This is a genomic window from Pedobacter gandavensis (assembly GCF_032677645.1).
In the GTDB taxonomy this organism is placed as follows: domain Bacteria; phylum Bacteroidota; class Bacteroidia; order Sphingobacteriales; family Sphingobacteriaceae; genus Pedobacter; species Pedobacter gandavensis_A.
Genome location: NZ_JAVTSB010000001.1, coordinates 542,036 through 555,660 on the forward strand (window position 1 = coordinate 542,036; position 13,625 = coordinate 555,660).

Annotated in this window: 11 protein-coding genes; 6 read left to right on the forward strand and 5 right to left on the reverse strand. The window is 42.5% G+C overall.

The features are described 5' to 3' along the window. Positions 1 to 34: 34 nt before the first annotated feature. From R2Q66_RS02360 to R2Q66_RS02370, 3 genes are all read right to left on the reverse strand, one after another. A complete protein-coding gene (locus R2Q66_RS02360) occupies positions 35 to 1,186 on the reverse strand; it encodes a formylglycine-generating enzyme family protein (protein ID WP_316746388.1) in 1,152 nt (383 codons plus the stop codon). A gap of 79 nt (positions 1,187 to 1,265) precedes the next feature. Continuing rightward, complete coding sequence (locus R2Q66_RS02365; RefSeq protein ID WP_316746389.1) at positions 1,266 to 2,531, reverse strand: DUF1501 domain-containing protein; 1,266 nt, start codon at positions 2,529 to 2,531, stop codon at positions 1,266 to 1,268. Between the two features lie 23 nt (positions 2,532 to 2,554). Further along, positions 2,555 to 4,417, reverse strand: coding sequence for a DUF1800 domain-containing protein (locus R2Q66_RS02370; protein ID WP_316746390.1), 1,863 nt, complete (start codon positions 4,415 to 4,417; stop codon positions 2,555 to 2,557). A 124-nt stretch (positions 4,418 to 4,541) separates the two neighbouring features. Between R2Q66_RS02370 and R2Q66_RS02375 the strand changes: the two genes are divergently transcribed. From R2Q66_RS02375 to R2Q66_RS02400, 6 genes are all read left to right on the forward strand, one after another. Beyond that, a complete protein-coding gene (locus tag R2Q66_RS02375; protein ID WP_316746391.1) occupies positions 4,542 to 5,087 on the forward strand; it encodes a fasciclin domain-containing protein in 546 nt (181 codons plus the stop codon). Between the two features lie 252 nt (positions 5,088 to 5,339). After that, the gene (locus R2Q66_RS02380; RefSeq protein ID WP_316746392.1) at positions 5,340 to 6,221 is read left to right on the forward strand and encodes a cupin-like domain-containing protein; all 882 of its coding nucleotides are present in this window, start codon (positions 5,340 to 5,342) and stop codon (positions 6,219 to 6,221) included. A 211-nt stretch (positions 6,222 to 6,432) separates the two neighbouring features. Continuing rightward, entirely contained in the window at positions 6,433 to 7,530 is a 1,098-nt protein-coding gene (locus R2Q66_RS02385) for a vWA domain-containing protein (RefSeq protein ID WP_316746393.1), read from the forward strand. Between the two features lie 25 nt (positions 7,531 to 7,555). Next, positions 7,556 to 9,055 carry a sigma 54-interacting transcriptional regulator gene (locus R2Q66_RS02390; RefSeq protein ID WP_316746394.1) on the forward strand — a complete coding sequence of 500 codons (1,500 nt, stop codon included), beginning with the start codon at positions 7,556 to 7,558 and terminating at the stop codon, positions 9,053 to 9,055. A 36-nt stretch (positions 9,056 to 9,091) separates the two neighbouring features. Continuing rightward, a complete protein-coding gene (locus tag R2Q66_RS02395; RefSeq protein WP_316746395.1) occupies positions 9,092 to 10,369 on the forward strand; it encodes a metallophosphoesterase in 1,278 nt (425 codons plus the stop codon). Between the two features lie 17 nt (positions 10,370 to 10,386). Next, on the forward strand, positions 10,387 to 11,265 hold the full coding sequence (locus R2Q66_RS02400; RefSeq protein WP_316746396.1) for a hypothetical protein: 879 nt from the start codon (positions 10,387 to 10,389) through the stop codon (positions 11,263 to 11,265). Here the strand turns inward: R2Q66_RS02400 and R2Q66_RS02405 are convergent. Continuing rightward, the gene (locus R2Q66_RS02405) at positions 11,262 to 11,951 is read right to left on the reverse strand and encodes a response regulator transcription factor (protein ID WP_316746397.1); all 690 of its coding nucleotides are present in this window, start codon (positions 11,949 to 11,951) and stop codon (positions 11,262 to 11,264) included. The genes R2Q66_RS02400 and R2Q66_RS02405 overlap by 4 nt on opposite strands. 5 nt (positions 11,952 to 11,956) lie before the next feature. Continuing rightward, entirely contained in the window at positions 11,957 to 13,624 is a 1,668-nt protein-coding gene (locus tag R2Q66_RS02410) for a HAMP domain-containing sensor histidine kinase (RefSeq protein WP_316746398.1), read from the reverse strand. Between the last annotated feature and the right edge of the window lies 1 nt (position 13,625).

Here is a 13,625-nt window from a genome sequence, read left to right on the forward strand (position 1 = left end):
TAGGTAGCACGAGATCAGGACTGGTTCAAGAATATCACATGGACACACACCGGAAACCGGTATTCTCCAGTCCTGTATCCATCGAAGACTTCATTTTGGAAGTTACCCGATACCCTTTACAATACGAAGAGTGACACATAAATGAACCTCCCCTGATGATTTTCTTAGGGATTCCTGGTTCCTGCGGATCATAACTATCTTTTGGTCCTTTAGGATTGCTTACCATCCCTTGCTGTTGTTGTTTTTGATAGTAATCTTCACGGTACCAATCGGCTGTCCATTCCCATACATTTCCTGCCATATCGTATAAGCCATAGCCGTTTGCAGCGAATGATTTTACGGGCGCAACATTGCCGTAACCATCGGTCTTTTTATCTGAATAGGGGAATTCTCCCTGCCAGGTGTTCGCTTTTACCTTTCCTGTAGTCAGGTCTTCATCTCCCCATGGGTATTTTTTATCTTTTAGTCCACCTCTGGCCGCATATTCCCATTCCGCTTCGGTTGGCAATCGCTTTCCTGCCCATTTCGCATAAGCATTTGCATCAAACCAGGAGATCTGGGTTACAGGGTGATTTTCTTTTCCTTTGATACTGCTATTTGGGCCTTGAGGATGTCTCCAGCTGGCACCGGGAGTCCAGCTCCACCATTGTGAAACATCGTTGATGTCTACACGTCCGTTTGGCGGAGAAAAAGTCAATGATGCGGGTTGTAATTGGTCGTCTGATGGCTTTGGAGTGCCTGGAGGCAGTTGTTTTTTGATTTCTTCCCAATCCGGTTTCTGCTCTGCCTGGGTCAGGTAGCCTGTTGCCTTTACAAATTCGGCAAACTGAGCATTGGTCACTTCGGTTTCATCGATCCAGAAACCGTCCATTTTTACCTCATGTGCAGGGTATTCGTCTCTGCGTCCTTCTTTATCCGAAGCACCCATTTTGAAGGAGCCCGCAGGAATAAGTTTCATGCCGGTATGGTTAAATTTGTTCCTTTTACCGCTGGAAAGGGAGGTTGCATCCGGAAGGACACCGTATCTTTTAGGAAGGTTGGAATTGCAACAGGTAGAATCTGTAGGATTTCTCTCCGTCGTTTCGCCATTAGTTTCGGAAGCTGTAGCTCCCCCTTTATGGTCACCTTGTGGAGTGCAGGCCATCATGGCCGATGCTAAAAACAAATACAAAAATTCTTTCTTCATAAAAATACGGGGGAACGATCCTGAACTCAGCTTAATCAAGGCCAAATTAATGATAAAATATTAAAATCTGAGCTGATTCTTATTTCATCACGCCAATTTTAGTCCCATCCCATTCGGGGAAAAGTACTTTATCGTTATGAAGGTTCAAATGACGGTCTGCCACCTCAGAAAACACGCTTCTAAAATCGGTGGTTACGGCCAGATCTCTACCATCTTCGAGGTTTTCTATGGCCATCGGCTGCACATTCCCATGTACCAGTCCGCCACTTACCCCATTGCCGAGAATGAAATTGCAGGAAGCACGGCCATGGTCTGTGCCACCGGTTCCGTTTTGCTTAACGGTACGGCCAAATTCGGTCATGGTCATGACGGTAACATCATCCTGTAGCGTTCCCATATCTGTCCAGAAGGCCATGATGCTATTGCTAAGGTCGCCTACATTTCTGGCGAAAATGCCGGTATCGGTGCCCTGGTTAAAATGGGTATCCCATCCACCAGACTCTGCAAAGGCCACTTCCATGCCTACGTTCATTTTGATCAGCTGTGCGATTTGTTTCAGGGAATTGCCCAGCGCCGTGTTCGGATATACCGCGTTATTGCCCGGTTTATAATTCTTTGTATCGGTTTTCTGCAACATCTTTATTGCTTCAAAGCTTTCCTTTCCGGTATCCTTGAGCAGTTCTGAGGAGGTCTGATCGTATAAATCTTCGAAGCTTTTGGCTGCCAGATTAGCGCCATTCCTATTCCCTCTCATTTGAATATTAAAATCCTGGAGGTTGCTGATGGCCAGTGCCGGATTGGCGCCATAAAAGGACCTTGGCAAGGAAGAGGTCAGGCTAACGCCCTGAAATGGAGTTGCACCATCATGCCCCAATAAACCTACCGCCCGGTTTAACCAGCCGCTGTCTGTCCCTTTTTTGAAGGGAGTACCAGATTCCATGTAATCCTGAGCATCAAAATGAGACCGGGTATTGTTGGGAGATCCGATGCCATGCACAATTCCCATGCGCTTATCCCGGAATACGGATTCGAAGGCTGCCATGGAGGGATGAAGCCCAAAACGGCCATCCAGATCTATTAAGGGGGTATTTTTGGTGGCTTTGGCAGCGCTCATCATTAAATTTGGTCGCGCTTGTTGCAGGTATTGATCGGTAAATGGGCTCACGGCCATCAACCCATCCATTGCCCCACGTTGGAAAATGCAAACCAGTATTTTCTTCCTGTTGAATAATCCCGGAACGCTGGTATTGGCGACTGCTTCTGTCAGAAAACCTGGAATTCCGCCAATACCGAAGCCGAATAACGCCAGTCCACCGTTTTTTATAAATCCTCTTCTTGAAGTCATGATGTTCTTAGTTTATTTACGATTTATTTACGCTGGAATTCAGGCGACCCGATGATTACACCCACTACCTGCGCCAACATGGCATTGTTATTTTTTTCCTTTTGCCCCACCGGCTGCTGTTCTTCCATGGTGCTTTTATCCGTTTTACCCGCGGTTTTATCTGCTGCATCCGCTACTTTATTGGTCAGTGAAGGATCATTTAGCATCGGTTTAAGTCTTTTAAAAGTCTCCGTTAGATTGCGCTCAGGCATCATCATTTTCCCATAAGTTAGTAAGGCGGCTTCGGCACTTTCCGGTTCATGAAAATCGTTCAATGCCGCAAGATTTATCCGGACACCCGGAATACGCTGGGCGGCAATGGCCAGTCCAAAGTTCATTCTATTGAGCAAGGAGCCTGTGTTAATCCAGTATTGTCCTTGATCCGGGAATCCGGTAGGTGCCTGATAATAATACATTTTTTGTCCCATTTTATTGACCCAGCTGAAGAGCTGATAAGGCTGTGTAATATCTGCATCCAATGCTCTGAGGGCACTAATAGTCAATTCAAATGGTGATTTTGTTTTTTCTCTGAGGGCATCTTTAGTCCAGAATTCGGGAGCCGAAACCATGGTGATCATCACTTGTCGGATGTCCCCTTTGGTTTTGCTAAAAGTCTTTGCCATCTTATCCACCAGGCTTTGCGCAGGATGATCATTGACGAACCTGGTGGCTATTTTTTTACTGATAAATTTGGCGGTTGCCGGATGATTGGCTAATAAGTCAAATAAGGCAAGGCCTTCTTCATAGCCCCCTCCGGCAGGGAAATCCTTTCCTAACACGGTTTTCGCTTCATTGTCATGTCGGTTTGGAACAAATAAAAAGTCGCCATCTCTTACAAAACCCCTTTGTTTCAAATTCTCTTCCCCTACCTGATCAATAATCTTTTTCATCCCCGATCCATAACCTTCTTCACCCATTGGTGCCATAGTCCAGCCGGTCAATACTCTTGCAGCCTGGGTCACATCCGATTGGGTATATCCTCCGTCTACGCCCATGGTATGCAGCTCCATCACTTCCCTCGCATAGTTTTCATTCAGTCCTCCGGATTTCCGTTTTGCGGGTACCGGTTTCCCTTTCTTATTCATCAAAGGCTGATTCAGGTTGTTTTTTACCGGAGTTCCGGTACTGCTAAAATTATCCAGATAAATGAGCATGGCCGGCGATTTAGCCGTTGCAAGGAGTAAATCTTCAAATTTCCCCGTCACCTTAGGACGGATCACATCGCGTTCATAGGCAGGAACAAAGGCTACACATTGATTTTTGGTAAGCGATACATTGAAATGATTGAACCAGAAATCGGTCAGCAATTCTTTCAATTGATTATTCGTATAAGCCGCTCTTAGTATCTTTTGATTGATAAATTGTCTTATTAATTCCTGTTCCGGCTTCAATCCTTTTTGCGCCATATAGGCCCGGATCTGGGCACGATACGCTGGCTGATCCCCTTTATTAACGGAATCTTTATTGATAAATCCATCCTGTATGGCTAGCTTTAATACCCTGTTTGCTCTTGGATATTTATTCTCGACTTCGGTATTCGTCAAATTTATATCTTCATATTTATTCAATAATAAATTCAGGCTATCATCGGGAAGTGTACCCTCCAGCTGTTGCTGAAACCATCGCTCCAATCCGATTTTCAATACGGCATCTACCTCCCCTTTCTTCGCCCCATAGCTAAACCTGCTCAGTAAATGTGCTGCTGCCTGACGCTCCGTCAATCCCGCCTGTCGGTAAGGAAAAGCCGGCTTATAAACCACTGAGCCACTATTTTTAAAAGAACAGAAAAATATGGTGAAGAGCAGAACAGCTATAAATGAGTAAATAACCTTTACCGGTGTTTTCATACTTTGGTTGTTTGAGGTATAATTCTTATGACCAGCAGAATAGAAAAAAGATTAATGCTTTTTTAAATATAACAAAAACCGACCCGAAGATTTCCTCGTATCTGCCCATACAAAAACTACTATCATGAAAAAAACATTCTTTACCGTAATTGCTTTCGTAGCTATCGCATTTACATCACAAGCACAGAAAAATCCAATGGTTGGTGGCGCAGCGATGTATGCCAATAAAGACATTGTTGATAATGCCGTAAATTCTAAAGACCATACCACCCTTGTTGCAGCAGTAAAAGCTGCCGGACTGGTAGAAACTTTAAAATCAGCAGGACCATTCACTGTTTTCGCACCTACCAATGAAGCATTTGCAAAACTTCCGGCAGGAACAGTTGAAATGTTAGTTAAACCAGAAAACAAAGCTTTGTTAACCAAAATCCTTACTTACCACGTTGTTCCCGGAAAACTGACCGCTGCCGATATCGCAAAAGCCATCAAAGCCGGAAAAGGTAAAGCTGAATTCACTACCGCAAGCGGTGGAAAATTATGGGCATGGATGGATGGAAATAAGTTAGTATTGAAAGATGAAAAAGGTGGCATGTCTACCGTTACCATCGCCAATGTAATGCAGAAAAATGGTGTGATCCACGTTGTGGATACCGTGTTGATGCCTAAATAATCAGGACCTTCCTTATTCAACAGGGAAAATTGATCCTGTTCGAAGACCTTTAAATGTTTTCCCATTCGGAAAAGATTTGAGTCGGAGAACAGGATTAATTTTTTCAGGTAACCAGAAGAGCCTGCAATGCGCTTCCGGATCCGAAAGCATGATAAATTAACCCGCCAACGGCTAAATCATACAAAAATAATTATTCGCAGATGGATAAGTTTAAATTTTAATTTACACTTTTGTCCTTTAACCTTGATAATTATGAGCTTTATCTTAAAGCCGGTAGATACCGTTGAGAACATTAGTCCTGAGGATTTCAAAAAGAATTATTTAGATCCGAGACGTCCTTTAATTATAAAAGGTCTGACCAAATCATGGCCAGCCAGAGAAAAATGGACGACTGACTATTTAAAAGAAATTGCCGGCGATCTAAATGTCAGCTTGATGGACAACTCTAAAGCAGATCCCTCAAAACCTATCAATGCTTCTGTAGCAGAAATGCGTTTTGGTGATTACCTGGACCTGATCAAAAGAGAGCCTACTGAACTTCGCATATTTTTCTTTAACCTGTTTAAGCATGTGCCTAGCCTGGTTAAAGACATCGTATTGCCGAAAGATCTAATGGGTGGTTTCATCGAAAGTATGCCTGCCATGTTCTTCGGTGGCTCTAACTCGGTTACGTTTTTACACTACGATATCGACTTACCTCACCTTTTCCATACCCATTTTGGTGGAAGAAAACACATCATTTTGTTCGATAACAAATGGAAGAAAAGGTTATACTGTATCCCTAATGCAACTTATGCCTTAGAAGATTATGATGTTGCAAACCCGGATTTCGAGAAATTCCCTGCTTTAAAAGGCGTGGAAGGTTATGAAGTGTTCCTGGAACATGGTGATACCTTATTTATGCCTACAGGAATGTGGCACTGGATGAAATATCTGGACGGTTCTTTCTCCCTAAGCTTAAGAGCATGGGATGCTTCTATAGTCAGAAAAGCACAAAGTGTGTTCAACCTGGCGATCAAAGGCGGACTGGATAGTATGTTGAAAATGGCTTTTAAAGCCCCTTACGCGAAATACAGAGAAAAACTTGCGGTAAAAAGAGCAGAGCGCGCACTTGCCAAAGGCGAGCCTAAATAATATATTTTTTAATTCAGGGTACGCTTGCTGTTGTACCCTGAATTAAATATAATTCGATGATCAGTTAGCCTGATCCGGCCCTTATCTCCCATATCCGGCGCTTCCTTCAAATTCCCTTTAGGCCACTCTTGCTGCCCGGGTATTTTTACAACTGGATAACATTACTCCCTTTTCAAACTTTTACCTTCGATATTCCGTTTATAACGAATATATGAGAGGTTTCCATTTTTCTAATTTTCAGCCAGATGACTTACCGAAAGGTGGTTTCGATGAATTGCTAAAGCTCTTCACTCAGCTGCTCAATTATACTGCCGGTGATGCGGGAGAAACTTTGGCCTGGATGAATGAACTGGACAAAAAATACAAGTTTACCAATAACGATTATGGGATGGGTAACTTTATTGACGACCTGAAAGATAAAGGTTATCTGAAGGAGAATCCGGTAAATGGTGATATGAGCATTACCGCCAAAACTGAGCAAACCATCCGGCAATCTGCCCTGGAAGAAATCTTTGGCAAGCTTAAAAAAGCTGGCCGGGGGAATCATAACACCAATATTTCCGGGATTGGCGAAGAAAAAAATGCCGACAGAAGGGAATATACTTTTGGTGACCCACTGGATCAGATAGACATGACTGCCTCCATCCATAATGCACAAATCAACCATGGCATCGGTAATTTCACGCTCACCGAGCGCGATCTGGAAGTAGAAGAAAAGGATTTCAAAACCCTGACTTCAACCGTCCTCATGATCGATATTTCTCATTCCATGATACTTTATGGAGAAGACCGGATCACTCCGGCAAAAAAGGTAGCGATGGCGCTTGCAGAACTCATCAGAACCCGATATCCAAAGGATACCCTGGACATCGTCGTTTTTGGTAATGATGCCTGGCCGATTACCGTCAAAGACCTGCCCTATTTGCAGGTAGGCCCCTACCACACCAATACTTATGCCGGATTAGAACTTGCCGCAGATTTGTTAAGACGTCGCAAAACGCATAACAAACAGATTTTCATGATCACCGATGGGAAACCTACCTGTCTGAAAGAAAATGGTACTTACTATAAAAACAGCATTGGCCTGGACAGAAAGGTGGTCAATAAAACCCTCAATATGGCCGCCCAATGTAAACGCCTGAATATTCCAATTACGACCTTTATGATCGCTCAAGACCCCTACTTACAACAGTTTGTGAGGGAATTTACCCAAATTAACGGAGGAAGGGCTTTCTATAGCTCCCTGAACGGATTAGGGGAATACATCTTTGAAGATTACATAAAAAACAGAAGAAAAACAGTTCGATAGCATCTCCTCAACATAAAGACATCCCATGGATCACATCACTATAAAAACACTTGGCCAGTTAAAAGCCTCCAATTATAAGTCGATTACCGTAAAAGACGAACTTCGTAAAAACCTGATCACTCAGCTGCAAAGTAATACAGCCGGTTTTGAAGGTATTTTAGGGTATGATGAAACGGTTATCCCGGAACTTCAAACAGCCATCTTATCCAGACATAACATCTTATTGCTGGGTTTAAGAGGCCAGGCAAAAACAAGAATTGCCAGACTGATGGTCAACTTACTGGACGAATATATTCCTTATGTTGCCGGAAGTGAGATCTTCGATGATCCGCTGAACCCAATTTCATGGTATGCAAAACATCAGATCGGCATTCATGGAGACGATACGCCGGTAAGCTGGCAACACCGTAGCGAGCGATACACGGAAAAATTAGCCACACCAGATGTTACCGTTGCCGATTTAATCGGAGACGTGGATCCCATCAAAGCCGCTACCCTAAAATTAACGTATAATGATGAAAGGGTGATTCACTTTGGTTTAATCCCAAGGGCACACCGTAGTATTTTCGTGATCAATGAACTTCCAGATCTGCAAGCCAGAATTCAGGTAGCCCTGTTCAATATGCTTCAGGAAAAAGACATCCAGATCAGAGGTTTTAAACTGCGCTTACCACTGGACGTACAGTTTGTATTTACAGCTAATCCGGAAGATTATACCAATAGAGGGTCCATTGTGACGCCTCTGAAAGACCGTATTGAAAGTCAGATCCTGACACATTACCCGAAAACAATTGCCATTTCCAGAGAAATTACTTCCCAGGAAGCGAAATTAACAGCCGATCAAAAAGAAACTGTTGAAGCTGATAGCCTGTTGAAAGACCTGGTAGAACAAGTTGCTTTTGAAGCCAGACAGAGCGAATTTATCGATCAGAAATCTGGTGTTTCCGCCAGGTTAACGATCTCTGCTTATGAAAACCTGATCAGTACTGCCGAACGCAGAATGCTCATCAATAAGGAAAAAAACACTTTTGTCAGGTTGTCGGATTTAACAGGAATTACCCCTGCAATCACCGGAAAAATCGAGCTGGTTTATGAAGGTGAATTGGAAGGTCCGGCAAAAGTAGCCCATACACTGATCGGAAAAGCGATTAAATCTTTATTCAACCGTCATTTCCCGGATCCCGAGAAAGCGAAAAAGAGTAAAGCGGCTAACCCATATTTCCGCATTACAGAATGGTTTACGGAGGGAAATACCCTGGACATTTCTGATCAGCTGACCCTGGCGAAATACAAAAAGGAATTGATGCAGGTGGATGGATTAAACGAATTGGTGAAACAGTTCCACCCGAAATTAACCGCAAATCAGACTTTACTGATGATGGAATTTGTATTACATGGCCTGGCAGAATACTCACAGCTGAACAAAAAATACCTGCTGAGTGGTTTTGGGTTTTCTGATATGTTCGACAGCCTGTTCAATACCAGTTCGGACGATGAGGATGAAGATGATATGGATTTCAGATAATTTTAACTACACCAATAACTTTTATAATTGCAACAAATGGGCAGACTACCCGTCTTTATATTTTTATCAGTATTACTATTAGCCTTCGACTATTACTGCTTCCGCGCTATTCTTAGTGTTTTCAAAAACTGGAAACCCGGAACGCGGAAGGTGTTTACCGTCCTGTGGTGGGGCTATACTTTTGTCTTGCTGGTTGGTGTTTTCAGCACCTTCTATGCAAACCTGTTTTTAAGCCTGAAATCGGTGATCCTGGTCGCTTATTTCTTAACGGTTGCCTGTAAGCTGGTACTACTTCCTTTTTTGGTTGTAGACGATCTCAGAAGGTTTATCATCAGGTTGTCCAGAGCTACAAAACCGAAAACAGGTCCGCTTGTAGATCCTGCGCTTCCGGAAACAATTACCCAGCCTGCACCTGGAGAACCCATCAGCCGTTCTTCTTTTCTGGTCAAAGCGGGATTGGTTACCGCTGCAATTCCTTTAACTTCCCTAAGCTGGGGCATCGTTAAAGGCGCTTATGATTATAAAGTCATCCGTCGCACCCTGATCCTGCCAAACCTTCCTGCCTCCTTTGATGGCATGAAATTAGCGCAAATCTCCGATATCCACTCCGGAAGTTTTTACAATCCCAGAGCGGTTTTAGGGGGTGTGGAAATGCTGATGGCAGAAAAACCAGATGTAGTATTCTTTACAGGCGATCTGGTCAATGACCTCGCTACAGAAATGAGAGATTACCAGGATATCTTTAAAAAGGTAAAAGCACCTTTAGGGGTGTATTCCGTTTTAGGTAACCACGATTACGGAGAATATAAGCTTGGAAAAGGCCCTTCTGTTGCCAAAACCAAAAACCTTCAGGAAGTGATCAAAACCCATGAAAGAATGGGTTGGGACTTACTCATGAATGAACACAGACGCCTGAAGGTAAATGGTGAAGAGATCGGAATCCTGGGTATCGAAAACTGGGGTACGGGAAGATTTCCGAAATTCGGAAGAATGGACCTGGCCACTAAAGACACGGACGATCTGCCGGTTAAACTATTATTATCACACGATCCTTCGCATTGGAGAGCACAGGTTTTACCTGAATATCCGCAGATAGATGCCATGTTTAGCGGCCATACCCATGGGATGCAATTCGGGGTAAGAACGGAAGATTTTCAATGGAGTCCGGTGCAATATATTTATAACGAATGGGCCGGTCTTTACCAGGAAAAACAACAGCAACTCTATGTAAATGTGGGATATGGCTTTCTTGGCTATCCTGGAAGGGTTGGAATGTTACCGGAAATCACGATATTTGAGTTGAAACGTGCTTAGATAAGTTTTCAGCTTTTATGGTAAAGAAAATACTGTTTTCCAGCCTTGATTTTTTGCTGTTCAGCAATTTGTTTATTGCCATTTGCGCAGTTGCTCAAGGCCTGGTTACTTATCATCTACTCCAGGTGCCCCCGGATAAATATATCCTTGCGATTATTTTCTTCGGCACATTAGGGCTGTATAATTTCAGTATGCTGCTTTCCACACCAAAAGATCCTGCAAATTCTCCATTGATGAGGGTTCGCTGGATCTTTTCACACCATCGCTTAATCATTTCCATTACGCTGATTTCGGCTCTTTGCCTCATCCCCCTGGGACTGCTTTATTTAAGTATTGAAGGGAAATTGCTGATGCTTTTTACCGTTGTGCTAGCCATTAGCTACAACATTCCATTTCTAACTTTAGACGGTCAGAAAATAGGATTGAAGAATATCCCTTTGATTAAGCTGTTTCTGGTCGCTTTCATCTGGTCCATCAGTTGTGTCTTGCTCCCTGTTGTGGAGACCGAACATAACCAGCTGGTCAATGTCTCCACCGGAGAAACCTTGCTATTGGTAGCTATGCGCTTTTTGTTTATTGCAGCGATCACGATTCCATTTGACCTCAGAGATCTTTTTCAAAATAAAATCGTTGCTTTGAAGACCATCCCTGCCTTATCAGGAGATAAGAAGGCTTTTATATTTTGTCAGTTTCTGCTTGGGGGATACCTGGTATTGCTGCTCTTACTGCGGCAAACTGTCAACCTCGAGGTAATTTCGCTTGCGCTTACCATCGGGTTAACAGGCTGGTTGATTTATAAATCAAATACAGAAAAAAATGAATACTATTATTTTCTGTATTTGGATGGTATGATGTTATTGCAATACATTTTATTGGTCCTGCTGAGTTTTTTCTAAGCAGGATTAAAACGATAACCTACTCCTCTTACCGTCTGTAACAACTGAGGATTATCCGGGTTAAGTTCTATCTTTTTACGCAGACGCACAATGTGCATGTCCAGCGTTCTGGTGTTTACATCAGAGTTGTAACCCCAAACTACCAACATCAGCTCATCGCGGTTGATCACTTTATTCGGGTTTCTTAAGAAATAAAGTAGGATTCTATTTTCTAAAATAGTCAGCTCGATTTTCTTTTCGTTCCTGAATAAGGTATGGATATTTGGATGATGCTCCATATTACCAAAACGATGGATTTCTGAACGGTCATTGTTCAATAAGAACTTCACCTTATTGTCAAGCATAGCAACCAATACGTCCATATTGAAAGGCTTCGTTACATAATCGGAAACGCCGAAATTGTAAGCATCAATCTTATCTACATCCTGCGCTTTGGCAGTCATCATGATGATCAGATTTTCGAAACCCTGTTTACGAACTTCTTCGCAAACTTCTGAACCTTGTTTACCAGGTAACATCCAGTCGAGCAAAACAATATCCGGCTTTTCTGCCATGATCATTTTTTCTGCAACCTCCCCGTCACCAGCCTCCAGAACATCATATCCTTCTGCTTTTAAACGGTGGACCACTAAAAACCTTAGGTTCTCATCATCTTCAACTATTAATATTTTAATTCCTTTAGACATACTTTCTAATCGTTATATGGTAGTACAATTTTAAATTCTGTTCCTTTATTCACCCTGCTTTTTACGGTAATCTCGCCTTTCATAAAGTTAACAAGTTCCTTACAGAAAGCCAATCCGAGGCCAACACTTCCATTCTGGTTGTACTGGTTTTGAATGCGGAAAAACTTCTTAAAGATATTATTAATATCGGAGGAAGGAATACCAATCCCATGGTCTGTAAACCGGAACACCACTCTGTTTTTAATCAGGCGGGCACTGATGTGTAGCTTCTTCCGCTCTGGTGGAGAGTATTTATAGGCATTCTCCGCAAGGTTATCAAAAAGACTGCCCAAAAGCACCGGATCGGTCACAAAAGTGGTAAATCCAGATACCTCGTAGGTAAAGTCGAAGTCAGGATGTTTCAATTTATGCGACTCTACCGTACTTTCGATAAAATCTTCAATATAGATCTCATCACGGTTGAGCTGAATCGCCTTGTTTTCAATTTGCGTGAAGGCCAGTAGTTTATTCATTAAGCCATTCAGCTTATCTGCTTCTTCATCCAGTATTTTGCCATAAAGTTTCAGCTCTTTATCGCTGAGGGAGGTCGCACTTTTAATGTTATTCCCTGCTATTTTTATCACGCTGACGGGTGTTTTAAACTCATGCGTGAGGTTGTTTACAAAATCATATTGCAATTTGAACATCCGCTGATTAATATTCAGGTTTCTATAAATTAAAAACGCAACTAGTACCACAATTCCGTAGAAGACCAGAATCGCAGCAGCAATAGGCAGAAAATAACTGAGAATCTCCCGGTCTACAAATGATTTGGAAGAAAGGAAGTAGAGCTTATAATCCGAAAAAGCACCTGGTAAAGTAATCTCCGTGGTTAGATAGGTCTCCGAGGTATCTAAAGGATCATACGTAGAAGGCTGGATCTTTATATGCTGGTATAAAAGCGGTCTGGAATTGATGATTTTAAGCTTATAAGGATCCAGATGGAAGGAAAGCATATCTTGTTGATAAACCGGCTGCGGATCTAATGTGCCCCTCAACATCCGCTTATAGACCTTCAGATCTTCTGGTCTCGGGATATTTAAGTACGTAATTTTATTGGAACGAACATTACTGAAATTGCTAAACAACTCATCCTGACTGGGCACTTTATTGGTATCCAGACTCTCAATATAAGAGGCTAATTTCAGCGCAAGGGAATTAAAATCATCCCCAACAATAAAACTACGGGTATTAGATCTGGAAAAAAGCCGCACAGAATCGGATGGGATTAAACTCCCGAACTGATAGATATCTTTAGGGCCAAAGGAAAATTTACCGGTATTTAATCCATCGTTAACCGGGGTATTCCTGACTTCTGAGTCATAAAAAACAACCCTGGATACGAAAGGATATTCCAGTAATACGGTGTCTACAAAGCTGGCGGCAGTAGCCGAATCCAGGTAGCCATTATAGTAAGAGACTTCTGGTAGTTTTTTCTGAAAGAAATCATTATATGGTTTAATCGTTTGCTCGAGAACGTTCACTTTCTCAGACACAAACTCACTCTCTATGTATTTCTTGCTAAAATTATAAGCGAGATACAAGGAAAAGGAAAACAATACAGACATCAGTATGATGAAAGTAAGGATTAAAGAAAAATTTCTACGATAGCCTGTTTTTTTCTCTGCAGTCATT

What these genes read in the sequence shown, in the direction of transcription:
- R2Q66_RS02365 (WP_316746389.1), bottom strand. Translation starts at nt 2,531, where the DNA reads ATGACTTCAAGAAGAGGATTTATAAAAAACGGTGGACTGGCGTTATTC.
- R2Q66_RS02370 (WP_316746390.1), bottom strand. Translation starts at nt 4,417, where the DNA reads ATGAAAACACCGGTAAAGGTTATTTACTCATTTATAGCTGTTCTGCTC.
- R2Q66_RS02380 (WP_316746392.1), top strand. Translation starts at nt 5,340, where the DNA reads ATGAGCTTTATCTTAAAGCCGGTAGATACCGTTGAGAACATTAGTCCT.
- R2Q66_RS02400 (WP_316746396.1), top strand. Translation starts at nt 10,387, where the DNA reads ATGGTAAAGAAAATACTGTTTTCCAGCCTTGATTTTTTGCTGTTCAGC.
- R2Q66_RS02405 (WP_316746397.1), bottom strand. Translation starts at nt 11,951, where the DNA reads ATGTCTAAAGGAATTAAAATATTAATAGTTGAAGATGATGAGAACCTA.
- R2Q66_RS02360 (WP_316746388.1), bottom strand. Translation starts at nt 1,186, where the DNA reads ATGAAGAAAGAATTTTTGTATTTGTTTTTAGCATCGGCCATGATGGCC.
- R2Q66_RS02395 (WP_316746395.1), top strand. Translation starts at nt 9,092, where the DNA reads ATGGGCAGACTACCCGTCTTTATATTTTTATCAGTATTACTATTAGCC.
- R2Q66_RS02375 (WP_316746391.1), top strand. Translation starts at nt 4,542, where the DNA reads ATGAAAAAAACATTCTTTACCGTAATTGCTTTCGTAGCTATCGCATTT.
- R2Q66_RS02385 (WP_316746393.1), top strand. Translation starts at nt 6,433, where the DNA reads ATGAGAGGTTTCCATTTTTCTAATTTTCAGCCAGATGACTTACCGAAA.
- R2Q66_RS02390 (WP_316746394.1), top strand. Translation starts at nt 7,556, where the DNA reads ATGGATCACATCACTATAAAAACACTTGGCCAGTTAAAAGCCTCCAAT.
- R2Q66_RS02410 (WP_316746398.1), bottom strand. Translation starts at nt 13,624, where the DNA reads ATGACTGCAGAGAAAAAAACAGGCTATCGTAGAAATTTTTCTTTAATC.